General features: G+C 58.9%; 24 protein-coding genes, 1 tRNA gene and 1 other RNA gene. 8 read left to right on the forward strand and 18 right to left on the reverse strand.

Going from position 1 to position 21,445, the window contains the following annotated elements:
• Positions 1–132: 132 nt before the first annotated feature.
• A complete protein-coding gene (locus tag IEY28_RS12195) occupies positions 133–960 on the forward strand; it encodes a proline dehydrogenase family protein (protein ID WP_188997886.1) in 828 nt (275 codons plus the stop codon).
• Here IEY28_RS12195 and IEY28_RS12200 read toward each other — a convergent pair whose 3' ends face one another.
• On the reverse strand, positions 961–1,680 hold the full coding sequence (locus IEY28_RS12200; protein WP_188997888.1) for a helix-turn-helix domain-containing protein: 720 nt from the start codon (positions 1,678–1,680) through the stop codon (positions 961–963).
• Positions 1,681–1,842: 162 nt separating this feature from the next.
• On the opposite strand from IEY28_RS12200, the gene IEY28_RS12205 reads away from it, so the two are divergent.
• Both IEY28_RS12205 and IEY28_RS20780 read left to right on the forward strand, forming a co-directional pair.
• A complete protein-coding gene (locus IEY28_RS12205; RefSeq protein WP_188997890.1) occupies positions 1,843–3,366 on the forward strand; it encodes an aldehyde dehydrogenase family protein in 1,524 nt (507 codons plus the stop codon).
• Positions 3,359–3,487 carry a hypothetical protein gene (locus IEY28_RS20780; RefSeq protein ID WP_268239445.1) on the forward strand — a complete coding sequence of 43 codons (129 nt, stop codon included), beginning with the start codon at positions 3,359–3,361 and terminating at the stop codon, positions 3,485–3,487. Before IEY28_RS12205 ends, IEY28_RS20780 begins: the two co-directional genes overlap by 8 nt.
• A gap of 36 nt (positions 3,488–3,523) precedes the next feature.
• Here IEY28_RS20780 and IEY28_RS12210 read toward each other — a convergent pair whose 3' ends face one another.
• Entirely contained in the window at positions 3,524–4,126 is a 603-nt protein-coding gene (locus IEY28_RS12210; protein ID WP_188997892.1) for a class I SAM-dependent methyltransferase, read from the reverse strand.
• A gap of 90 nt (positions 4,127–4,216) precedes the next feature.
• Entirely contained in the window at positions 4,217–4,921 is a 705-nt protein-coding gene (locus tag IEY28_RS12215) for a profilin-fold protein (protein WP_188999151.1), read from the reverse strand.
• A 508-nt stretch (positions 4,922–5,429) separates the two neighbouring features.
• Here IEY28_RS12215 and katG point away from each other — a divergent pair.
• Positions 5,430–7,568 (forward strand): catalase/peroxidase HPI, encoded by a 2,139-nt coding sequence (gene katG / locus IEY28_RS12220; RefSeq protein ID WP_188997894.1) that lies wholly within the window; start codon positions 5,430–5,432, stop codon positions 7,566–7,568.
• 113 nt (positions 7,569–7,681) lie between these two features.
• Here katG and IEY28_RS12225 read toward each other — a convergent pair whose 3' ends face one another.
• Both IEY28_RS12225 and IEY28_RS12230 read right to left on the reverse strand, forming a co-directional pair.
• Positions 7,682–8,200, reverse strand: coding sequence for a hypothetical protein (locus IEY28_RS12225; protein WP_188997896.1), 519 nt, complete (start codon positions 8,198–8,200; stop codon positions 7,682–7,684).
• Positions 8,201–9,905: 1,705 nt separating this feature from the next.
• Positions 9,906–11,081: a hypothetical protein gene (locus tag IEY28_RS12230; protein WP_188997898.1), complete on the reverse strand. Its 1,176-nt coding sequence runs from the start codon at positions 11,079–11,081 to the stop codon at positions 9,906–9,908.
• Between the two features lie 408 nt (positions 11,082–11,489).
• Between IEY28_RS12230 and IEY28_RS12235 the strand changes: the two genes are divergently transcribed.
• A complete protein-coding gene (locus tag IEY28_RS12235; protein ID WP_188997900.1) occupies positions 11,490–12,080 on the forward strand; it encodes a hypothetical protein in 591 nt (196 codons plus the stop codon).
• A gap of 13 nt (positions 12,081–12,093) precedes the next feature.
• Here IEY28_RS12235 and IEY28_RS12240 read toward each other — a convergent pair whose 3' ends face one another.
• The 9 genes from IEY28_RS12240 to IEY28_RS12280 form a co-directional block, all read right to left on the reverse strand.
• Positions 12,094–12,405 (reverse strand): hypothetical protein, encoded by a 312-nt coding sequence (locus IEY28_RS12240; protein ID WP_188997903.1) that lies wholly within the window; start codon positions 12,403–12,405, stop codon positions 12,094–12,096.
• 58 nt (positions 12,406–12,463) lie between these two features.
• The gene (locus IEY28_RS12245; protein ID WP_188997905.1) at positions 12,464–13,102 is read right to left on the reverse strand and encodes a DUF4238 domain-containing protein; all 639 of its coding nucleotides are present in this window, start codon (positions 13,100–13,102) and stop codon (positions 12,464–12,466) included.
• Positions 13,102–13,413, reverse strand: coding sequence for a hypothetical protein (locus IEY28_RS12250; protein ID WP_188997907.1), 312 nt, complete (start codon positions 13,411–13,413; stop codon positions 13,102–13,104). Before IEY28_RS12250 ends, IEY28_RS12245 begins: the two co-directional genes overlap by 1 nt.
• Positions 13,414–13,563: 150 nt before the next feature.
• A complete protein-coding gene (locus tag IEY28_RS12255) occupies positions 13,564–13,920 on the reverse strand; it encodes a hypothetical protein (RefSeq protein ID WP_188997909.1) in 357 nt (118 codons plus the stop codon).
• 42 nt (positions 13,921–13,962) lie between these two features.
• Complete coding sequence (locus IEY28_RS12260; RefSeq protein ID WP_188997911.1) at positions 13,963–15,204, reverse strand: hypothetical protein; 1,242 nt, start codon at positions 15,202–15,204, stop codon at positions 13,963–13,965.
• 50 nt (positions 15,205–15,254) lie between these two features.
• Complete coding sequence (locus IEY28_RS12265; protein ID WP_188997913.1) at positions 15,255–15,881, reverse strand: hypothetical protein; 627 nt, start codon at positions 15,879–15,881, stop codon at positions 15,255–15,257.
• Between the two features lie 133 nt (positions 15,882–16,014).
• On the reverse strand, positions 16,015–16,497 hold the full coding sequence (locus tag IEY28_RS12270; RefSeq protein ID WP_188997915.1) for a hypothetical protein: 483 nt from the start codon (positions 16,495–16,497) through the stop codon (positions 16,015–16,017).
• Between the two features lie 296 nt (positions 16,498–16,793).
• Complete coding sequence (locus IEY28_RS12275; protein ID WP_188997917.1) at positions 16,794–17,072, reverse strand: DUF7692 domain-containing protein; 279 nt, start codon at positions 17,070–17,072, stop codon at positions 16,794–16,796.
• A gap of 591 nt (positions 17,073–17,663) precedes the next feature.
• Positions 17,664–17,738, reverse strand: a tRNA-Arg gene (locus IEY28_RS12280).
• A 197-nt stretch (positions 17,739–17,935) separates the two neighbouring features.
• Here IEY28_RS12280 and IEY28_RS12285 point away from each other — a divergent pair.
• Complete coding sequence (locus IEY28_RS12285; RefSeq protein WP_188997919.1) at positions 17,936–18,577, forward strand: RAD55 family ATPase; 642 nt, start codon at positions 17,936–17,938, stop codon at positions 18,575–18,577.
• A gap of 9 nt (positions 18,578–18,586) precedes the next feature.
• Here IEY28_RS12285 and IEY28_RS12290 read toward each other — a convergent pair whose 3' ends face one another.
• Positions 18,587–18,868 carry a DUF5798 family protein gene (locus IEY28_RS12290; RefSeq protein WP_166971078.1) on the reverse strand — a complete coding sequence of 94 codons (282 nt, stop codon included), beginning with the start codon at positions 18,866–18,868 and terminating at the stop codon, positions 18,587–18,589.
• Positions 18,869–18,946: 78 nt separating this feature from the next.
• On the opposite strand from IEY28_RS12290, the gene IEY28_RS12295 reads away from it, so the two are divergent.
• The gene (locus IEY28_RS12295) at positions 18,947–19,360 is read left to right on the forward strand and encodes a DUF7548 family protein (protein ID WP_188997921.1); all 414 of its coding nucleotides are present in this window, start codon (positions 18,947–18,949) and stop codon (positions 19,358–19,360) included.
• 63 nt (positions 19,361–19,423) lie between these two features.
• An RNA gene (gene ffs, locus IEY28_RS12300) (signal recognition particle sRNA) lies at positions 19,424–19,740 on the forward strand.
• 156 nt (positions 19,741–19,896) lie between these two features.
• Here the strand turns inward: ffs and IEY28_RS12305 are convergent.
• The 3 genes from IEY28_RS12305 to IEY28_RS12315 are packed head-to-tail and all read right to left on the reverse strand — an operon-like array spanning position 19,897 to position 21,367.
• Entirely contained in the window at positions 19,897–20,781 is an 885-nt protein-coding gene (locus IEY28_RS12305) for a mechanosensitive ion channel family protein (RefSeq protein ID WP_188997924.1), read from the reverse strand.
• Complete coding sequence (locus IEY28_RS12310; RefSeq protein ID WP_188997926.1) at positions 20,781–21,029, reverse strand: YhbY family RNA-binding protein; 249 nt, start codon at positions 21,027–21,029, stop codon at positions 20,781–20,783. Before IEY28_RS12310 ends, IEY28_RS12305 begins: the two co-directional genes overlap by 1 nt.
• Before the next feature lie 50 nt (positions 21,030–21,079).
• On the reverse strand, positions 21,080–21,367 hold the full coding sequence (locus IEY28_RS12315; RefSeq protein ID WP_188997931.1) for a ribonuclease P protein component 4: 288 nt from the start codon (positions 21,365–21,367) through the stop codon (positions 21,080–21,082).
• Between the last annotated feature and the right edge of the window lie 78 nt (positions 21,368–21,445).

Raw genomic sequence — 21,445 nt, forward strand, 5'->3', positions numbered from 1 at the left:
CCCCGACCATGGACGGGACGTTCCGGGAAATCACGTACCAGTACCTGAATCACCGCCGTTTCATTCGGATACGTTAAAACGGAATTTTTGGTCGGGGGTCGTTATAGGTGGGGAGAGTCCGTGCCTGTGTGTATGATTCCACCGATCGCCAGCAATTTCGTCGCGGGCGAAACGGCGTCGGCGGCGATGGACCACGTCGACGACCTGAACGAGCGAGGGGTACACGGCATCCTGAATCTACTCGGGGAGCACTACGACGACCGCGCGGACGCTGATGCGGACACGCAGGCGTACGTCGACCTCGTACGAGCGCTCGCACAGCGAACCACCGACGCTTGCATCTCCGTCAAGCCGAGTCAGATCGGACTCGACATCGGCGATGCGGTGTTCGAGGAGAACCTCGCCCGCATCGTAGACGCCGCCGATTGTCTGGTCTGGATCGACATGGAAGACCACACGACCACGGACGTGACGCTTGACGCGTTCGAGCGGCACGCCCGCGAGACGGGCGGGAACGTGGGCGTCTGCGTGCAGGCGAACCTCAAACGAACCCGCGACGACCTCGAACGCCTCGCTGACCTCCCGGGAAAGGTCCGGTTGGTCAAGGGGGCCTACGACGAACCCGCCGAAATCGCCTACCGCGAGAAGGCCCGCGTCGACGAGGCCTACCGAGACGACCTAGCGTTCATGTTCCAGCACTTCGACGACGGCATCGCCGTCGGCAGTCACGACCCGGCGATGATTAGCTACGCTCGCGAACTGCACGAGGAGTACGGAACGTCCTACGAGGTCCAGATGCTCACCGGCGTCCGGGAACGCGCGCAGTTCGACCTCGCCGACGAGGTCACCGTCTATCAGTACATCCCCTACGGCGAGAAGTGGTTCTCGTACTTCTACCGACGCATCAGAGAGCGAAAGTCAAACGCCCTGTTCGCGCTCCGGGCCGTCGTCGGTCGCTGACTACGGGTCCAGCAGTTTCGCTTCGGCCTTCCGAAGGTGTTCCAACAGCGTCGTCTTCGAGACGTCCATGTCGTCGGCCAGTTCGCGGGTCGACGTCTCGCGGGGCCACTCGTAGTAGCCCGCGTCCCGCGCGTGCTCGAAGACCTTGCGCTGTGCGGAGGTCAGCGAGTCGAGTCGCTGTTCCCGTTCGGACGCCGCGGACTCGGAGGCCGTGATGGCGGCGACGCTCACCTCGGCCCCGGCGTCCGCTCTGACCCTGTCGAGTGCGGGTTCGATCTTCGAGCGCTCGTCGGCGAAACACACCTGCCACTCCTCGCGGCCGTCCTCGATGCGGACGGGGGCGCTGTGGACGAACCCGTGTTCGAGCAGCGTCGGGCAGACCATGTCGTCGGGATCGTACTCCAGGAAGAACTCCCGGACCACGTTGCCCGGCGCGTTGCGCTGGCGGCCGAACCGCTCTTGTAGTTCCTGTAGTTCGCCGGCCCGGTCCGACTCGCAGATGGCGTCTAGCAGTCGCTCGACTTCGTCCTCGGTGTCGCCGAATGCCGTAAAGAGGCCGTTGACCGACGTCGGCATCTCGCCGCTCGTCGCCGGCGAGTTGTAGATCGCGTGTGCCAGTACCCCACCACCCGTCTGTTCGGTGGCCTCGATGGCCCAGCAGTTCGGATGCCAGAGGTCAAGCGTTAGCCGTGTCCCCGAAACTTGTTGTTCGACGCTCATGGATACAGTAGCCTCTATACCTGGATGTACGTGATCAATTCACAAACCCCTTCCGACCATGGTCGGGTCGGTCCCGCCCTCGCGATCAGCCGACGGCCTGAATTGTCCACCCGTCCATGGTCGGATGGGACTATTGGCACTCGCTCGGCGTAGTCAGATGCAATGGGAGCGACATATCAACACTACATCGACGGCGAATGGACCGACGGCGAGGGCACAGAGACCTTCACGAGCGAGAATCCCGCGACTGGCGAGACGCTGGGCGAGTTCCGACGTGGAACGCCCGAGGACGTAGAACGGGCAGTCGAGGCCGCCGACGCGGCCTACGAGGAGTGGCGCGGACTCTCCCGTATCGACCGCGCAGAGTACCTCTGGGACGTCTACCACGAACTGAAGACGAACGTCGACGAGTACGGCGAGATCGTCACCCGCGAGTGCGGCAAGGAGATCAGCGAGGGGCGGGCCGACGTGGTCGAGGCCGCACACATGGTCGAGTGGGCCGCCGGCGACGCCCGCCACCCGAGCGGCGACATCGTCCCCTCGGAGATTCCCGCGAAAGACGCCTACATGCGCCGCAAGCCCCGCGGCGTCGTCGGGTGTATCACCCCGTGGAACTTCCCCATCGCCATCCCGTACTGGCACATGGCCGTCGCGCTGGTCGAGGGCAACACCGTCGTGTTCAAGCCCGCCGAACAGACGCCGAAGTGTGCGACCGTCATCGCCCGCCTGTTCGCCGAGGCCGGCCTGCCCGACGGCGTGTTCAACATGGTACAGGGCTACGGCGACGCCGGCAACGCCATCGTCCAGTCCGACGACGTGGAGACGATCCTCTTTACGGGGTCGGCCGAAGTCGGGCACAAGATAGCCGATTCGGTCGGCGGCGTCTCCGGGAAACGTGCCGCCTGTGAGATGGGTGGGAAGAACGCCGTCGTCATTACCGAACACGCGGACCTCGACATCGCCGTCCACTCGGCGGTGATGTCCTCGTTCAAGACGACCGGCCAGCGCTGTGTCTCTTCGGAGCGACTCATCGTCCACACGGACGTCTACGAGGAGTTCACGGAGCGGTTCGTCGACGTGGCGTCGAAAGTCGCCGTCGGCAACCCTCTCGAAGAAGACACGTTCATGGGGCCGCTCATCGAGGCCGAACATCGCGAGAAGGTCACGGAGTACAACGAACTCGCACGCGAGGAGGGCGTAAACGTCCTCGTCGACCGGACCGACCTCGACGCCGACGAGATTCCCGACGGCCACGAGGATGGCCACTGGGTCGGTCCGTTCGTCTACGAAGCGGACCCCGACGCCGACCTGCGCTGTACTCACGAGGAAGTGTTCGGCCCACACGTCGCCCTGTTGGAGTACGACGGCGACATCGAACGCGCCGTCGACATCCAGAACGACACGCCGTACGGACTGGCCGGCGCTATCGTCTCGGAGGACTACCGCCAGATAAACTACTACCGCGACCACGCGGAACTCGGCCTCGCCTACGGGAACCTCCCCTGCATCGGCGCGGAGGTCCAACTCCCCTTCGGCGGCGTCAAGCGCTCCGGGAACGGCTACCCCTCGGCCCGCGAGATCATCGAGGCCGTCACCGACCGGACGGCGTGGACGCTCAACAACTCGAAGGACATCCAGATGGCGCAGGGCCTCTCTGCGGACATCATCACCAGCGACGATGAGTAAGACGACGCCGACGAACGAACCGAGCGCAGTCTGCCCGTCCTGTGGCGGCACCCTCCACAGACAGGTGGGCGTGGTGACGTGTACCGACTGTGGCTGGGTCCCGCGACAGGGCTCGGACTGAGGCCAGTCGGGCGACTCCGGCCGTCTTTGCGCCGGATTACTCCGACGGCCGGAACACTCTGACAGTGTCGCGCTTCCGTTCGGACGACGTGGCTTCGACGAACCCGCGGTCGGTGAACACGCGGTGCCAGTCCCGGTAATAGAGCGGGATGTCGTCGTCGACGTAGTTGACCTCGCCGTACTCGCCGCTCTCGTTCTCGACGGTCACTAGCAGGTCCCCCGCGATACGCGCGATGTCGTCGAACACCCACTCCACGTCGGGATGGATGTGCTGGAGCGTCTCGACGGAGTAGACGGCGTCGAAGGCGTCGTCCGCGACGTCCGTGGCGTACTCCTCGATGGCTTCGGCGTGGAACGACCCCGTCTCGGCCAGTTCGGGGTACGTCTCCGCGAGGACGTCCAGCGCCGCCGGGTTGACGTCGACACCGGTCAGGTCCGAAAAGCCCGCGTCGGCCAGCGCGGCGAGGTGGCGGCCCACGCCACACCCCACCTCCAGAACGCTCGCCTCTCGTCCGACTTCGGTTTCCAGAATCGACTGCACCAACTCGCTCGTCTCGTCCGGGCCGTAGTGGGCGTAATACGTCGGCGAGTACTCGCCGGACCGCTCTGCCCACTCGCTTCGGACGTCGTTAGAATCCACGTTGGAACGGGGTGGCCTGCGCGTATAGGTCTACCGACACCTCGCCACGGAGGCTGGGGCCGTTCCCGCGGGCGGGCGACTCTCCGCCACTCACAACTCGACGGTCGCGAGGTCCGACTCCAGTTCCGCGACGTGGTCGTTGTACGCCTCGACGAACCCGCGGAACCGCGGGGCGTACTCTCTGATGTCGGCCGCCGACGGCGGTTCGTACTGAGAGAGGAGGTAGAGGCCGCCGGTGCCGCCCACCCGGAGGTACGACGCCCGTGCGCCCTCCCACTTTAGCTCCCAGCGGGTGCCGTCGACGCGGGTCGCGTACGTCCCGTAGTCGCCGCCCTCGTAGCGCTGGAGTTCGCCCGCGATGCGGTCACACACCTCGCGGATACGACCGAGGACGCGATCCCGTTCGCCGACGACGCCGTCGGTGGTCGCCACCTCGGGGAAGTCCGTCGAGACGTCGTCTAAGACGCCGTCCAGCGAGTCGACGTAGTCGCCGAACCCCTCGACGAAGGCCTGATAGTCCAGCAACGCGTCGGCCAGTGCGTCCGGCTCCGGGGGTTGTTTCGTCGAGATGACGTACACCTCCGACCCGCGGACGGGGTCGTACCGGAGGTACTCCAAGTCGCCGCCCTCGTACTTGACCGTCCACTCGCCGCCGTCCGTCTCGACGGTGGCCTGTCCGTAGTCGCCGCCCTGCAGTCGGGCTAACTGGTAGGCGATTTGGCCCGCGTGGTCCCGCACCGCAGCGACCAGTTCGTCACGTCGTTCGGCGACCGCCGTCGCGTCGGCGGGGTCGATCGGTGGCCAGTCTGTCACACCTGTGCCAGTACCCAGAGGGCAATAACCGGCCCGGTCGGTCCCGCCGCTGGGCCCGACGCGGGCGTCACCGTCGGCGTCGCAGCCGAGATGTTCCGACTGTTCGCCCCGGAGAGCGCCGTGAGTCGAGGGCGACTGGCCGTGTGCCCCCACCGTCGAACCGAGGCGCGCTACGCGCAGGCGCTCGCCGAGCGAACGGGTCGTCTACGTGAGGCGAGCGGGGTCGCCCGACTGTGATCGGTGAGTGCGAACCGCACAGGTGCCGTGGCGAGATCGTCCGCTCGGTGTGCGCTGCAATCGCCTGCCAGTTTGTGTCCGATTGGACCTCTCGAACTCGTCAGTCGAGACCAAATTCCGCCGATGGTACTGGATACACGGCCTGAGTCAAGCACTAACGGAATTTCACAAACCCAGAAGGTTACTTAGCTACAGCAAAGATATCGTTCCCGAATAGACAACTTTAACACGCAAACACGAGAAGCGGCCGAGCGTGAACGGGTCCAATCAAGACTGGTGGCCGAATCAGTTGAGCCTAGAGATTCTCGACCAGAACGCCCAGCAGGTCGAACCGATGGACGAGGAGTTCGACTACGCCGAGGCGTTCGAGCAACTAGACCTCGAAGCCGTGAAGGCGGACATCGAAGCGGTGATGACCACCTCGCAAGACTGGTGGCCGGCCGACTATGGCCACTACGGGCCGCTCTTCATCCGGATGGCGTGGCACAGCGCCGGGACGTACCGCACGAGCGACGGGCGCGGCGGCGCGGCCGGCGGACGACAACGCTTCGCGCCGCTCAACAGTTGGCCCGACAACGCGAACCTCGACAAGGCGCGCCGACTGCTCCAACCGGTCAAGCAGAAGTACGGCCGCAACCTCTCGTGGGCCGACCTGCTGATTCTGGCCGGAAACGTCGCCATCGAGTCGATGGGCGGCAAGACCCTCGGCTTCGCCGGCGGCCGCGAGGACGCTTTCGCGCCCGACGAGGCCGTCGACTGGGGCCCGGAAGCGGAGATGGAGACGAACGAGCGGTTCGACGAACCGGGCGACATCGAGGATGGACTCGGCGCCTCCGTGATGGGGCTCATCTACGTGAACCCCGAGGGGCCCGACGGCCAGCCCGACCCCGAGGCGTCGGCGAAGAACATCCGCCAGACGTTCAGCCGCATGGCTATGAACGACGAAGAGACGGCCGCGCTCATCGCCGGCGGCCACACGTTCGGGAAAGTCCACGGCGCCGACGACCCCGAGAACCTCGGTCCCGAGCCCGAAGCGGCCCCCATAGAGGAGCAGGGCTTCGGCTGGGCGAACGACTACGAGTCGGGCAAGGGTGCCGACACCATCACCAGCGGCATCGAGGGTCCGTGGACCCAATCGCCCATCGACTGGGACCTCGAGTACATCGACAACCTGCTCGACTACGAGTGGGAACCCGAGAAGGGTCCCGGCGGCGCGTGGCAGTGGACGCCGAAGAGCGAGGAGTTGGAGGGCACAGTTCCGGACGCCCACGACCCAGACGAGACGCAGACGCCGATGATGCTCACGACGGACATCGCCCTGAAGAAGGACCCGGACTACCGGGAAATCATCGAGCGCTTCCAGGACAACCCGATGGCGTTCGGCATCAACTTCGCGAAGGCCTGGTACAAACTGACCCACCGCGACATGGGCCCGCCCGAACGGTTCCTCGGTCCCGAGGTCCCCGACGAGGAGATGCTGTGGCAGGACCCCATCCCCGACGCCGACTACGGCCTGATTGGCGAAGACGAGATCGCCGACCTCAAAGCGGAGATCCTCGATTCGGACCTGTCCGTCTCCGAACTGGTCGAGACGGCGTGGGCATCGGCGTCGACGTACCGCGACAGCGACAAGCGCGGCGGCGCGAACGGGGCCCGCATCCGCCTCGAACCCCAGAAGAACTGGGAGGCGAACGACCCCGAGCAACTGGCGACCGTGCTGGAGACGCTCGAAGAGATTCGAGAGGAGTTCAACAGTTCGCGGTCCGACGGGACCAACGTCTCGCTCGCCGACCTCATCGTTCTGGGCGGCAACGCGGCCGTCGAACAGGCGGCGGCGGACGCGGGCTACGACGTGGACGTCCCGTTCGAACCGGGCCGAACGGACGCCTCGCAGGAACAGACCGACGTCGAGTCCTTCGAGGCGCTCAAACCGGACGCGGACGGGTTCCGTAACTACCGCTCGGACGAGGCCGACCGACCGGCCGAGGAGATACTCGTGGACAAAGCCAGCCTGCTGGACCTGACGCCGGCCGAGATGACGGTACTGGTCGGCGGCATGCGAGCGCTCGACGCGACCTACGGCGAGTCCGACCACGGCGTCTTCACCGAGCAGCCGGAGACGTTGACCAACGACTTCTTCGTGACCCTGCTCGACATGGACTTGGAGTGGGAACCGGCTGACGACTCCGAGAACCTGTACGAACTGCGGGACCGCGACACGGGCGAACTCGAGTGGACAGGGACCCGCGCAGACCTCATCTTCGGGTCACACGCCCGGCTTCGAGCCATTGCGGAAGTGTATGGAGCTGACGACGCAGAGGAGAAGTTCGTGCGCGACTTCGTGGATGCGTGGCACAAAGTGATGACTCTCGACCGCTTCGACCTCGAGTGAACTGAGCTTCGAGCTTTTCGGGCCGGTGGCCGTCGCCGCTCCGACTTTCTTGAGACACCTTGCGTCGCTCACTACAGTTGAAGTGTGTAACAGAACCCCCCCACTTCCGTCTTTTAGCCCCAGCCACCTGTGCAATCGTAGCTCGCGCCCGCCCCATAGTGGAACATTGTAACTTCGAGAAAGGCTAAATCACCATCACAATTGGCGGTCACATACGAAACAATCTCACTTTCCGACCGATAAATAACGACAATAACTGCGCTGTCTGCTGAGAACCCTTCAATTTCAGTTTGCTTCCCTTCACCCGGAGAAAGCGTGTAACGGCTGTGGAGTCGAGATGAATTAGGAAATTCAACTGCAGTATAGTACCGGTCATCCCCTGGTTCCGATACGGCTAACCCAGGACTAATACGTCCAGTAGAATCAAGTCCATCACTTCGTTGCACGCTGATATTTGCTGGGTATTCGACTACCGAGACTTCAAACGTGTAGCTCTGAGTTGTATTCACAGAGTTGTTAACAGCGATTGGAACAGAACTCCCCTGACCACTAATCGGTCCAGCAATACAGCCTGATAGGAGAATCAAGGTGCCAAGGTAAACTGATAAAAAAGCGGAGTCTCGTCCAGTCATATTTCAATATTCTATTTCAGCTGTTTTTATTCACAGGCACTTACCGAAGATATTCTTGCGATAATTGGGAAGTCTCACCCCCGCAATAAGCACATTCCTGAACGGTCGATACAGATGAAATAGTGGCTGTCTTACTCATATACACCAATAGAAATACTATCAGGGCGGACTTCGACACGAAAGTTTCGACCGTATTCGATATGATATTCTCCGAGTGTCACCGACCCGGTATCACTCATACCGTTGCCCTCAACGCTCAGTTCGTATGTCCCCTGTTGGCGGATACCCGCTTCGACTACCGTGGCTTCGCCAGACTGGACTATCACTGTCTCTTGTACAATCACCGAAGAGTCTGCTGACACCGTGATACTGATTGATTGTTCTGTCGAGGTGTTATTGATAACTCTCACATCTACCGCTGTTTCCTGTTCGGTTGTCTCGGTTGGTGAAGCTGATTTTGCTCCGGGAACAGAACACCCTGCGAGGGCGAGCATCGCACTTGACAGACCGTAGATAGCCTCTCGACGAGAATGGTCCATTATGTTGGATTTGACAATAGATTGTAAGTGTTTTCTGTACCCTCGCTCTGTTCGCACACTCGGTTAAGCAGTCTTCTCGATTTGAATAGCTCGAAACCAACCACTCTTCTAAAAAATGGTATGGTCTCTCCCATAGTTACCTGATTACCTAGCTGTCTCCGTCGTTCCGCCGCCTCTGAGTGGGTTCAACTTCTACAATGGTTTACTCCACTCACGCCGCTATGCGTCGTCCGTCTCGTTGCGCTCCTGGGTCTCGTTGGAGTCTGGCGCGGTGTACGTCGAACCGTTCCGAAGGGGCATGCCGGGTTCACACTCGAAGCCACTTCCGGGGTCGTCACAGAATATCTGATCGTTCTGCGTGCCCGTCTCCGGGTGCGGCGTCTCTCGTTCTGTGGGGGGTGCTTCACTGGTCGACCCATTATCAGCGTTCGGGGTGGCGACATCTGGTTCAACACCGGCTATCGAAAACCCGAATCCAATCACAGCAGCTACCAGAAGTAGCAACACCGCCAACGAAGTCAAACGAATCCAGTTGGATAGTTGAAACATGGTGGATATCGACCATCGGTCGTAATAGGCTTTCTAGGCGATGACTCGACTTCCAGAACGATATTGGGAGTCAATACTTACTCCCGTTCTTCCGTCGGCTCTAGCTGAAGCCGTAACGGCATCGACTCGCGCGACGTCGCGTGTTCAACTCAGTCTGAACGGAGTGGTTGGAATCGGGCCAATCCGGCCGCTGTACGGTCTATCCGACGCGTGATGTAACAAGACGGGCGCTGAGGGATTTGAACCGGAGTCAGACGTGCTCGCTTTGCTGCGCGCGACTGGCAGGGTTCAAATCCGTAGTGCCGGTTCACGTCACCGACTCGCTACGCTCGTCGGTTCGTTGTACGGGCGCTGAGGGATTTGAACCACGGTCGGAGCAAGCTCCTCCCTGATGCAAATCCGCAGCGACCGCTCTTTGCTCGTCACGTCCGTTCCTCGCAAAATCACGGGCGCTGAGGGCGCTCGCTCGACTGGTGAACGAATTCCCTTGTTGGACGTGAGACATCCGAATTCGAGGGATTGGATACTGGTATCTGTCAGCGCTCAGACTATCTCTCTGGCTCGTGCTGAATACACATCGCAAGTCTTGCGTGAGGCGGTCTGGATGTAGATAGTTCCTACACTTCAGTCTCTTCAACCGTTGATTCAATACAACTGTTAATCCACTGAATAGCAAGGTCACCATCTAGCCGCGTGTACCTATCCATGTCTTCATCACCAAACGCATCACGATACACTTCCAAATTCTTCAAGTGATGCTCAACATCGTCATCATCGGGGAACACATCATTGAACTCCGACCAGTGGATGTTGATAATATCTGCGCAGTCAGCTAGCTCCACAAACTCTAATCGCTCCCGCGCATCGTATTCGTCAAACTCGCCATCCAACTGCTCTTTAACAGATGACACAACACCACTCGGTAAGATCTCCCAGTATTCGTCTCCGTTACTCTCACGAAGCCGCTTGTGGATAATATCCCGTGCTAACTCTTCTGTGTCCTCTATCCGTTGCTCCGCACTCTTCTCTTCATACTCAAGTAGCGAAGTTTCTCCAACTAGCTCTTGTACTTTCTCCATAATCAAGGACGCACGCTGGTCTAAGAACAAGTCGTAGTCATCATCCCAGATCGCGGAGTCTGGTCCGTACGGAATGAAGTGAGAGTACATAATTTCCTCAAAATCATCACGGTCCTGCCAGTCCCGGAAGTAGTTGGATGGTGCTTTATCGCTAATCTGGTTGTTGACGGAGCGCGGGAGGAAGGTGATGTCAATCACGCTCTTTCGCTCAGATTTATTGTAATCGTGGGACAGCAGGAAGCGGTTCGGGAAGATGTGATGTTTCTCCAGCTTGAAGTCGGCGTAATGATTCTCGTGGAGTTCAATCGCCGTCCCATCCTTCGGGTTCAGTGGCTCATTGTTAGCGAGAATACACAGGAACGCGTTCCGAACCGCTGAATTCGACCGCTTGATGTTCGCTTCCTTCAGCTTGTCCGGCGTAATTGTAATCGGGAAATCAAGCGAAGGGTCCCGGCCCGCGATAATGTCGTCAATAATCTCTAAATCGTTCCCAATTGTTCCTTGGCGTCGCGTCGCCCAGTGGTCACTAAATACAACCCGCCAAAAGTAGCGATCAATTTGCTCTTGATGATCAGCAACGACAGTCTCGGACTCCGACTCGTGAATATAGTACCCGAGAATCGAGATGAGGGACTCGTACGGAAGGAATTCAACCCGCTGGATATTGTAACGGCGGCGAATATAGTCTACCGCGTGAAGGAACGCGTCCTTCAAATCCGTCCAGTTCGCTTCGACTTCATCAGGGTTCAGGTTCTTTTGCGCTTCAGTCGTACAGTTACCTTCCAGAATTAGTGAAATGGCTTGTGCGACCGTATCTCGTTCAACATCTCCAAAACTCGATTCCTGTAATCGTTCGATAATATCGTTGTCAATCTCACCGGGAAGAAGATCTTCTACTGGAAGACTGGTGGCTCCGGCGGTTCCTCCGGAACGCCTGAAGAGCGAGTCTTGACCGAGGAATAGTACGAAGACTTCGAACCCATCGAATACACCAAGAAGATCATCAACCGAGTCACGTCCATCTCGGCTAGCAGATCGTAGACTGGTCGAATCGATACTGACAGGAGAACCAGAAATCGACTTGATGTACCTATATCAGTCGGCCAATCCGTGGACTCTCCTATGCCTCAACCCGCCGTCACAGCAATAGGACTTGGACTGGATATTCTCGGAGCCAGTCTAATCGCCATACCAGACGCACGAACACTATTCTCACAACTCCCTGCCGGAGCACTCAAAGAAGCCCGCGACCGAATGGCCTTGATCGGAACTCGACAGGGGGACACTGGCTTCGAAGCACTACAAGCGATACTGAATGAAATCGATCCTGTCGCCGAGTTCGGTACAAATAATGGTGGCGAAGAATACGTGGAGATCGTCGTAAACTCGCTCAGCGGAACACAGTCAGAGGAGGCCTTCCAACACCCAGATTTCAGCTGGGGTAATCGGTACGTCGAAGCCAGATACCAGGAAAGCGGAGCCTCGGATGAAACCGACTTCTACGACGTTGAAGGTGTGTTCGACGCAATATCCGCAAGGGAACGACCACAGACCGCCCAACTCCGACTTTACGGCTTGTTAATTCTTCTCTGCGGTTTCTCCTTCCAACTACTGGCGACCATTGAGGCCGACACCATTTTTTCCATCTCAGTTGCCTTCCTCACCCTTGTAGCAGGAATCCTGGTCTACATGTACCGAGACCGCCTGGAGTAGCGAACCAGTATTTTCAACGACCGCCGAGACCGCCACGGCCCGTACCCCCGGAGCCAGTGAACAGGTTGTAGAAGAAAAACCCAATCACTGCGAAAGCGACCAGGGTTCCAATGCTTGAGGCGAGCTGGAACAATCCGTAGCTGATGGATAGAGACGCTCCGAGAAATTGGTAGGCCTCTGCGAAAGGCCCACTCATCCCCGCCGGTTTCAGGAGCCCGTAGATCCTCGCCACCATCAGGAACAGAATCCCAATAGCAAACGCCATGAACGGGCCGAGAACAATCGTCCTGAATGCATCCACGACATCGCCCTGGCTCGGGTTCATTATACTGACCTTCTCCTTCTCATATCAAAAATCCTCTGCCAACCGTAAGAGTCGCGTACTACCAATAATCTGAGATAGGATTGTCACGCCTTAACTCGTCGATGAGCGAAATCTTGTGGGTGTACAGCCACCGAGCATCACCGGCTTTCTTATAGGAGGTGATGATCCGCTTGTCCTCTTCCGGTATTGTATCCCGGCGTGGACGCTGGTGCGACTCCCAGATACCCTGCCTCTGCGCCCTTTGAATCCTGCCAGTGCTCCACCGGTTGCCTCGAATGTAGTCCTCGTCCGAAAAATGCCGGGACATCAGCTCAATCATCCGCTGCAACTTCTCACCTTGTCCGACCGGTCCGAAGACCTCTTGGAACGCGCTCAATCCCTGAACCAGGTTGTATTTCCAGACTTCTCTCCGATCATCTACTTCGACCGTGTCAATCTCCGTATCCGGGTACTGAGGCTCAACCTTGAACGTAGCGGGGTCGAGCAGAACCAGGAGCTTGTCCGGTGTAATCGGGCAGAAAATCTGCTTGCCATCGAACTGAAATCCCTCACTGTTCTCATCGTCTTCTGGGAACTCATCCTGATAGATGAATACTGGTACGTCGGAGGTAAAGAACGGTAGCTGGGTCTGATTCTCTACAATCTTCCAACCCAGATGCTGGAAACCAGTGTACCGCTCGTTACCACCCTGATGCATCACCGATCCCAGTAGTCCTCAACGTCGTAGCCCACCGCCCTGAACAACTCCTCCAACATCCGATGATGCACCTTCGCTGATGGCGACCGGTCCCGCTGAAAAGAGATGAACTGAGAGATATTGGCGATATCCTCCCTCGACAAAATCTCGTTGTCATCCAGTTTCCGGAACGTGTTGACCATCGCCTTCTCCGCCTTAGAAGTCACACCGCCTTCCAACAACTCATCAGCATAGCCCTCCGTGGAAGCAGCGTTCTTCACCGAATACCTCTCCTTCGCGTCGTAGTAATCACCTCCACCGTGCTTCTCCACCAAGGAATACCTGGAGACCACACCCTCACCCGGTGGAGCAAATAACCGTAGATAGGACTGCTGCACGTAGTGCTCGTTCACCATATGGTTCCAATTAGGCGAAAGATGCCAGCACCGAGTCAAAAACACTTCGAGGACGGCTCAATCCATTCACCCATCAAGGATGAAGAGCAGTATAGCGGCGAATATGCTGGTGGCTCCTCTGATCCTCGCTACTGCGACCGCAATATCATTCGCCCAGATACCGGAGGTAGACGCCTTATGAAACAGGTTTCCAGAGCCGTGAATACTGTACGCCGGAATAATTGAGTGCGTCACTGCTGTCGCCGTATTCGTAATCAACCTCAGCATCAAGATACCGACCTCGATGGTCTCCGCCGCCCCATATCGGAAATTATGGTAGAAGAGGAATGCCAGCGACGTCACCGGGACAGCAATCACCTTTGAGGCAATCACGGCCACGGGTAGATTCAGACCACTTCTTACAACCACCTTCGTCCGCACCATATAAACAGTATGACAAACTTCTACTTTTAAAATCGGAGGGTGTCAGTCCTCCCTTTCGTCGTCGACAATCGCCCGACGCACAGAACGTTCTGGCAAAATAGCGATAGAGGCATAGAACGGATTTTTGGTAATGTAGACTGCGACAGCCGCCAGCAAAAACCTGACCACCGTAATCTGGTGATCCTCGTCCAGGTTGGTGAACCAAGTCCGCGCCTGCCCTGTACTCAACATCGCCTGCACCATCATCGACGGGATATCGAAGACAAACTCCGCCGAAAACGCATCCGAATCCGGAAGAGTCGCGTCTAAAGTCGCATTAGCAGGGCCTGTAGGCGGTACAGTAGAAGCCGTCGCCTCCAAGGGTTCAGCCTCCACCGTGGTCGTTGAGGGCTCATCAGCAACCGTCCTTCCAGTAGCCGGCGGAGTTGAACCTGCTCCAGCAGCAGCGGCCGCATTGATGGCTGGCTGAATAGATGCGAGGTCAGCGAGAAGTGGCTCCGGGAACTGGATATCGGCCACCGCGTTCGACAATTCACCAGAGATTGCGGAGTTCACCACGGACTGCTGTAACTGGAGCTGCTTCGTCAGATCTGGGAGACTGGCAGCTATCATTGACGAAACCCTTCGCTCCTGATGGGCGATCACCGGCTCCACAGCGTTTGCCAGCATATTTGCCTGCTGAGCAGCGATGGGTTCCGTAATATTAGCCAGGATGCTCGCCTGGCTTGCTGCGAAAGGCTCCAGAATATTCGTCTGGAGCTCACTGATCCTGGCGGCAGCCAAGATCGTCGCCGTGGGGAACGTGAAGCTCTCAGCAATCTGCTCGCCAATCTCCGAGAAATCCACTGCTGGCGGCGGTGTCGTCTCCTCTGGTGGATCTCCAACTGGTTCCTCGCCAACGTTGTACTCCAGGTAGATTGCACCGACGTACTCCCGTAGCAAGTCCTCGACCGGTTCCTCCTCGTCCACCGCCTCTTCCACTTCCTGGTCGAGAGAGAAGAACGCTCGTCCAGGCATAGATGCTTTCATAGCAACTTCCTCTGGCGGCTCCTCGAATATCAACCGGTAGACTGTAACCGCCTCCCTGGTACGTTCCTCTGAACGGCCAAGATCCTCCGCAACGGCCTCGGTATCCTCCGATTCTCGATATAGCTCACCGGCTTCACGAACCGTCTCTACCCACTCGTAGGAGACCTGCTCTCGACGTTCTCTTCGCTGCTCCTCAATTGCTTCCATGAACTCGTCAAAATCAAGTTCCTCAACTTCTTCCTCATCCTCCGCCATTCTTACTAAACCGGTTAGGAATACGGGGCTATCAAGCCCTCGCTGAGAACTCAGATATCTGGCTCAGACAGCGGGTACGGCAGCTGCCCAAGGAACTCCTCATCAGAGACCACAATCCCTCCGTAGTCCCTGAGCCGGTACTCGCCCTGATAATTGCCCCACGCCTTGATCTGGTAGATCTCCGGTTGGCCAGTAGTCTGGCCGTGGCTCACGAACACGACACTTGAGTCCTCGATTTGTTCGGCCAAAGGCGTGAGATGCTGAGTCACTTCCGAGGACTGTGGTAGCGTTTCAGCGTAGGGCATAACGGTCCACAAGGCATCTTCGTGGTGGTCGATTACCGGGACAAGCAAATCCTCCAAAGGCTCGAAATCGGAGAGAACGATCTCGTGCCAGTTCGACATCCAACCCTCAGTATACTCAACCGGATACAGAGCACCCTCCTTTCCAGATCTTCCGACCACAGGAAGAGCAAACTTCACTACCAGACGCCGATCTCCCTCCGCTACCTTTGACGGGACTTCGTAGACCGCCCGACTGTTTCCCTTCTCGAGATACCGGAAATGCTTATTCAGTGTCTTGTGAGCCTTCTCAAAATCCTCCTGCTCGTGGATTATCGCGGCCACCTTATCGAACAGATTACGGAATGAGTCGTCGACGACATCTGATGACTCCATTTTACTGAGAAATTCATTTGGCAAGATAGGTGCTTTTTGGTTAGAAGTTAGTTTGAGAGGGGAAATGTGGTGGCAGAGTCCGTGTTCCGAGGCCCTCTGCCAGAGCCATATGCCGGGGAGTGTATCTCCTAAGTTAGGCGGTTAGACTGTGACCTGAACCTTGCTGGTTCCTGCTCCACTGTCGTCGAAGAGCAGGAGTCAACAGGGCTCTCACCGTCGGAAAGCTGCTCGTCTCCGTCAGCTGCAGCAGTTCCGTCCCTGTAGCGAAGGTTACTACCTCGACCTCAGCTGTGAGAGGCTGGTCGGATGTTGCTACAAGGCTGTCAAGGTTGACTTCTGCCTTGTCGTCTGATTCCAGCTTGTCGATTCCGTTACTTGCGTTGAATACGACTTCGCCGTTGGCACTGGACTGTCCTGCACCCGAGAACTCGAGGTAGATCTTCCGGACTCCTTCGTCGTACTGTCCGTCAGAGTTAGAGGCGGTTGTCGGATCGTGGGTTCCAGTGTGGACTACAGCCTTCCAGACTCTGTACTCCGTATCGTCTGAAGGATTGATGATCTGATCCACGGTGTGTGTCTGAATCGAAGATGTGTTACTGGAGATACCGAGGTACATCGGCATCCAGTCTTAGACAACAAAACTGTTACAGCCTTGTTCCGTGGATCAGGGACTTGGTGTATTATCTGTCTCCCGTTTTCCCAGGTCGCACAGTCAGGCCGGTCTCTGTACTGTTTAGGTATCTCCTCCATCACGACCGCGGCAGGGTTCCCAGACTGGGATTGAAACCAGTTGCGGGTGGTCACAGAAAGGTAGTGCTTTGGACTGTACGATGAAAAGATAGGCAATTAATACATTCCACTGACGCCGTCGAATGTGTGTCTGGGTTCGTGATCGATACCAACCGATAGGTATCACTCTTTCTCAATCTGCACACTCTCCTTGACATCGAACTCTACGCCTCGAACTGAGAATTCCTCAGCGATTTCCCGCTTCTGGTCAGCGGTCAGATCCCCACGAGTCAGCACGTCTTCGATCGCCTTGACCAGCGCAGGCACGTTGTCACACGCGTAGGCCACCGCATCCGACCGGTTGCAGCCGTAAAACTCACTGGCCTCCTCAACAGCGTAATACCGATATTCGTTCCCGTCACCTGTCTGAATCCGAATCGACCCTGGAATCTCCTCGGCCATGCTCGTGAACACGACCCCGACAATCCTAGTTTTTCGCCCATCTGGAACCCTCCAGAACACTCGAAACACCGGGGAACCACTCACCCATCTGGGAGAAAACCACCCGCGAACCACGACCACCAGCTGAATATGAGCACATCGATGGCGGGGTTCGTGTTCATCTTGGTTCGAGCGCTCACGTCGACGCACAACCGCCCGAGGTCGCAAATAGTTCTCTGTTGTCGGGCTGTAATCGAATCCGCCCCAACCAAATACAATGTGTTATTTAGACGAATATCCGTCGATACGTTCATCGGTTGTACAGAATACCCACTCAAAATCATCAAATAGACAATGACGCGCTTCGTGAGATTAGAAAGTCCTACCATTATGGACTTAGTGTCTGCGCTTCTCACGCGATCGTCTTCTCTTGCAGAATATCGGGGGATTGCTGAATCACGCTAATCCGGTCTTTGGATTTTGAAAACCGCCAGACGGAAAGGTTGTCATTCAGAATCGTTCGCTCAGCGAACGAAATGCAGCGCGTCAATGGTAGCTAGTATATAAACGACCCACTGCCGTCTGTCGGATTCTAACCGTTCGATAAGGGAACGGGCGCTGAGGGATTTGAACCCCCGACGGTTTGGTCCGAAGCCAAGCACTCTGTCCAGGCTGAGCTAAGCGCCCTACGTGAATACGTAATTCGGTGTTCCGGTTTAAACCATCCGGTTCTGTATCGTGCTCGTGAGAGATACCCACGCGCTATCAGTCGACGCCGACCACCTCTCGTCTGAGAGACAAGACAAAGATTATATGTCTGTTCGAGTACGTGTGGGAATATCGCTCTGGTGTGCTCGCTCACTACAGCCGACCAGTGAATACTGATGTACGATATCGGACACGACCGCCTCGATTTCGCTCTCGACCCCGGCACGAACGTCCTCGTAACCGGGCCACCACTCTGTGGGAAACGTCGCTTCGGGATGCAAGCGCTCGCGGCCGGGTCGCGACGGAGCGAGGGGGCTATCGTCGTGACGACACGAGACACTGCCGACAGGGTGCGCTCTGACTATCGGACACTGTTTGCCGGCGGGGACGAGGACGCACCGCCGCTCGGCGTCGTCGACGCCGTCTCGGAGACCTTCGGCCAGTCGGTCACCGACGACCAGTACACGAAGTACACGTCATCACCGAAGGACATGAGCAGTATCGGTATCAAGTTCTCCGAGTTCGTCCAGTCGTATTACACCGAAGACGGCATCGAACGAACCCGCGTGCTGGTGGACTCCCTGTCGCCGCTGCTGGTCTACTCGAATCTTCAGGGCGTGTTCCGCTTCATGCACATGTTCACCTCGCGCGTCGACAACGCCGGCGCAGTCGGCTTCTACACCGTCACGTCGACGGCCCACGACGACGAGACGATGAACTCTCTCACGCAGTTGGTCGACGGGACGATAGAACTGACCGAGGACGGAACGGCGACGATTCGGCTTCCGAACCTCGACGACCAGACCGTCGACCTGTGACGGCCCCTTTCACTCCTCGCCGTGTGCCGTCTCCGCCGCGTCTGCTGGCGCTCTCTCGACGTCGTCGGTGAGGACCGCATCGACGTCGACGCCCTGTTCGTCCGCGATGGCTTCCAGCAGCGCTCGCTGTTCGGCCACCTGGCGCTCTACGTCGTCGACCCGGCCGTTCGTGTCCTCGACCGTCTCGCGGAGCTCCTGGACCTGCGTCTTTAGTTCGTTGACTTTCGTGTAGAGTTTGTCGGCGACGTCGGCCACTTTCTGTATCTTCTTCGCCGTCGAGCCAAATCCCATACGGTCGATAGTTCGAGCGGCCATTTCGTCGTTTCGCTCGAACGTCGGTGTTAAGACGCCGCCGACCCGAGCGCCGATATGAACGACCTACGGACCGCACCGACCGTCGGTATCGCCGGTTGCGTCCTCTATCTGGTCGCGCTCGCGGTGCCGTACGTCATCGTCGAGACGACAAGCGCCGTCGGCGCCTACTACGGCTCCGGTGGTATCTCACCGGTCATCCCCGCCGTCCTCTCGCTCGTCGTCATCATCGTCCTCGCGGCGGGCCGAGAGGGGCGGACCGACCCCAGCATCGCCGCCGGCGCGACGCTCGTTCTGGGCCTGTTCATCGTCGGTCTGAGCCTCCTCTGGGCGGCGACGGTGCCCGTCAGCCTCGTGTTGGGGCTGTCGGAGTCGACGCTCATCGAACACCACCGGTGGGCCGTCGTCCTCGCAAGCGTGCCAGTGCCGGTCGGGTCGGCGTGGTTCGCTCGCGCGCTGGGACTCTTCTGACCGAATCGCCACACAGTCCCCGGGTGTTCCGAAAGGCCCTTATGGGGCGGCGGCGGACCATCGAAGTGGACTAGGTCGGGGGGCTTGGCCCCCCTCCTCGCCCGCACTGTGGTCATGAGCGGGGACCGAACCCCGGGGGCGTCCGGTCAGACGGACGTGGACCCCGTGAGCCAACGTAGAAGCCTCGTCCCACGGGGACGGCGGTCCACGTGGTCGCATCTGCAGGGATGCGCCCACGTGGTTAGTCGATGGCAGCCCGTCAGGCACGGAAGTGAGCAGCGGACCATCGAACACCCGTCGCTCGTGGGGTCGCGGGGTGGAGGAGGCAAACGGGATTACCCACGCCCGAACGCCGGGCAATCTCGGCTGTCCGTCCATTCATTCGGTATCTACTCCCGGAGTCTTACGTCCGCGAGACGCCGCTACAGCGGGACGTAACGACGAGCGGTTCGGCCGTAGTCGCGGCTCTGCCGGCGTCGAGGGATCGGTACGGGCGTCGCTCGACGGCGGCGACGAAACGGAAAATCGAGAGTCGGTCAGTCGTCGGCCGGTTCGACGACGCTGTCCATCCCGGCGAGTTCGAGGCCGCCGCCGATGGTGCGGTTCGGGTAGGGGATGTCGATGCCTTCCTCGTCGAACCGTTCCTTGACCGCCTGTACGTACTCACCGCGGGTCTTCACGAAGTCCGAGCGACTGGGGTTGTCGATCCAGATGCGGGACTGCAGACCCACAGAAGAGTCGCCGAGTTCGACCAGTCGGACCGACGGGCCGGGGTCTTCGAGGATGCCCTCGTGGTCCTCTGCCTCTTCGAGGATGATGTCGGTCGCCGCGTCGATGTCGTCGTCGTAGCCGATGCCGAAGACGAACTTCAGACGGAGTTGGTCCTTCGCGACGGGGTTCTTGATGACGCCGTCGGTGAGTTGCGAGTTCGGAACCGTCAGCAACTCGTTGTCGAACGTGCGAACGCGGGTGACGCGGAGGCTGATGTCCTCGACGACGCCGGCGTTGTCGTCCCACTCGATCCAGTCGCCGATGCGGAACGGCTTGTCGGTGAAGATGAAGATGCCGGCGACGAAGTTCGACAGCACGTCCTGCATCGCGAGTCCGATTGCCAGCGTCGCGGCGGCCGCGATGGTCGCGAGCGACTGCAGGAAGTTCCCGTACTGGGCCAACCCGAACGCCATCGAGATGGCGACGAAGACGATGACGATGCTCGTGAGTTTCTTTATGGGGTTCCGGGCGTGTTCGTCGAGGTCACGGGACTTCAGCGACCGGTCGACGATGGGGACCACGATAGCCTTCCCGAGTACGTAGACGAGGATAGCGACGAGGACGAAGACGAGAGCCTGCGCGATTGTCCCTGCGAGACCGGAACCCAGTCCGAGATTCTGGAAGAAGTTGGAGATGGGTTCGACCTGCATCACCGCTCGAACACCGCCGTATGGCCCCGTACCTGCGGGACGGACGCGTTCACCTGTTCGGCCATCTCGTCGGCGAGTTCCTCGGTGGTGGTGCCCCCGCGGGCCGACCGGAGGAACTTCACCTTCACGAACTGGCGGTCCTCTAGCTGGGTGTTCAGTTCGTCGACGACCGGTTCGATACCGTTCTTCCCGACGCGAAGTGTCGCGTCGAGTTCGTGGATTCGCTGCTCTCGAGAGGTATCAGACATATGGGCGCACAAAGGGCTCGATACGTTTAAAACCAGCAGTCCTAAAACCGTCAGTCGTACGGATAGCGAGCGTGTGACCCACACTCACAGGTCACGACGACGTGACCCGACCGGGTACGGACGCGAGCGTTTCGGCCCGGGACGAGGAACGTATCACAGGAGCGGCATATCGACCGCTCGAACTCCCGCGGGAGGCGAAGACGGTGTCGCTCGGCGATGCGTCGCGCCCGCCTGACGTACTCGCGGGCCCGGTCCTCGCGCCCCTCACAGACGGCGTCGCGAGCCATCGACTGGAGGCGGTCGATGCGCTCGCGAGCGATAGTCGCCTCGTCTGTCATCGCACACACTCCGACCGGCGCGTAAAAACGCCTTCCGGACTGCGCACGGAGTCGGTACAGTTTTGCTCGCGGCCACGG

Origin of the sequence: Haloarcula pellucida (assembly GCF_014647235.1) — an archaeon.
GTDB lineage: Archaea > Halobacteriota > Halobacteria > Halobacteriales > Haloarculaceae > Haloarcula > Haloarcula pellucida.

Coding starts and splice junctions, on each gene's coding strand:
- IEY28_RS12200 (WP_188997888.1), bottom strand. CDS start 1,680: ATGAGCGTCGAACAACAAGTTTCGGGGACACGGCTAACGCTTGACCTC.
- IEY28_RS12315 (WP_188997931.1), bottom strand. CDS start 21,367: ATGACAGACGAGGCGACTATCGCTCGCGAGCGCATCGACCGCCTCCAG.
- IEY28_RS12275 (WP_188997917.1), bottom strand. CDS start 17,072: ATGGCCGAGGAGATTCCAGGGTCGATTCGGATTCAGACAGGTGACGGG.
- IEY28_RS12205 (WP_188997890.1), top strand. CDS start 1,843: ATGGGAGCGACATATCAACACTACATCGACGGCGAATGGACCGACGGC.
- IEY28_RS12305 (WP_188997924.1), bottom strand. CDS start 20,781: ATGCAGGTCGAACCCATCTCCAACTTCTTCCAGAATCTCGGACTGGGT.
- IEY28_RS12295 (WP_188997921.1), top strand. CDS start 18,947: ATGAACGACCTACGGACCGCACCGACCGTCGGTATCGCCGGTTGCGTC.
- IEY28_RS12245 (WP_188997905.1), bottom strand. CDS start 13,102: ATGCATCAGGGTGGTAACGAGCGGTACACTGGTTTCCAGCATCTGGGT.
- IEY28_RS12290 (WP_166971078.1), bottom strand. CDS start 18,868: ATGGGATTTGGCTCGACGGCGAAGAAGATACAGAAAGTGGCCGACGTC.
- IEY28_RS12195 (WP_188997886.1), top strand. CDS start 133: ATGATTCCACCGATCGCCAGCAATTTCGTCGCGGGCGAAACGGCGTCG.
- IEY28_RS12310 (WP_188997926.1), bottom strand. CDS start 21,029: ATGTCTGATACCTCTCGAGAGCAGCGAATCCACGAACTCGACGCGACA.
- IEY28_RS12225 (WP_188997896.1), bottom strand. CDS start 8,200: ATGACTGGACGAGACTCCGCTTTTTTATCAGTTTACCTTGGCACCTTG.
- IEY28_RS12240 (WP_188997903.1), bottom strand. CDS start 12,405: ATGAACCCGAGCCAGGGCGATGTCGTGGATGCATTCAGGACGATTGTT.
- IEY28_RS12255 (WP_188997909.1), bottom strand. CDS start 13,920: ATGGTGCGGACGAAGGTGGTTGTAAGAAGTGGTCTGAATCTACCCGTG.
- IEY28_RS12285 (WP_188997919.1), top strand. CDS start 17,936: ATGTACGATATCGGACACGACCGCCTCGATTTCGCTCTCGACCCCGGC.
- IEY28_RS20780 (WP_268239445.1), top strand. CDS start 3,359: ATGAGTAAGACGACGCCGACGAACGAACCGAGCGCAGTCTGCCCGTCC.
- IEY28_RS12235 (WP_188997900.1), top strand. CDS start 11,490: ATGCCTCAACCCGCCGTCACAGCAATAGGACTTGGACTGGATATTCTC.
- IEY28_RS12270 (WP_188997915.1), bottom strand. CDS start 16,497: ATGTACCTCGGTATCTCCAGTAACACATCTTCGATTCAGACACACACC.
- IEY28_RS12260 (WP_188997911.1), bottom strand. CDS start 15,204: ATGGCGGAGGATGAGGAAGAAGTTGAGGAACTTGATTTTGACGAGTTC.
- IEY28_RS12265 (WP_188997913.1), bottom strand. CDS start 15,881: ATGGAGTCATCAGATGTCGTCGACGACTCATTCCGTAATCTGTTCGAT.